The following is a 338-nucleotide window of genomic DNA, read 5'->3' on the forward strand; positions in this document are numbered from 1 at the left end:
TCAAACCACCAACCCCACCTAACCTCCCCTTGTATCAAACTCCGAAACTCTCAAAGCAACGAGCTCAAAGGGGAGGAACGGGTTCTGTATTCGCAGATAATTCAATTCACATTGCAACACAACAATGCGCTTTAAATAGTTTCTGAATACTCGCTTAGGCTCCTTCAGAATGACGCTGGAAAGCACTGAGCTCACCGCAGAAAAGAAAACCCTCCCCCTTGAGAACCGCATTCAAATGCTTGGCAAACCATGTCAAGAAAAGGGGGAGTTGGAGGGGGTTGCAAGCACCTAACCCAACATTCAGCCTCAAACCACCAACCCCACCTAACCTCCCCTTG

General features: G+C 48.5%; 1 protein-coding gene. It reads right to left on the bottom strand.

What is annotated here, in order from left to right; genetic code table 11:
• Positions 1–154 precede the first annotated feature (154 nt).
• Positions 155–338, bottom strand: a 184-nt coding sequence (locus VJL_RS30090; RefSeq protein ID WP_227741172.1) for a hypothetical protein, incomplete at its 5' end; no start/stop codon positions are given.

Origin of the sequence: Vibrio jasicida CAIM 1864 = LMG 25398, from assembly GCF_000400365.1 — a bacterium.
Classification (GTDB): Bacteria; Pseudomonadota; Gammaproteobacteria; order Enterobacterales; family Vibrionaceae; genus Vibrio; species Vibrio jasicida.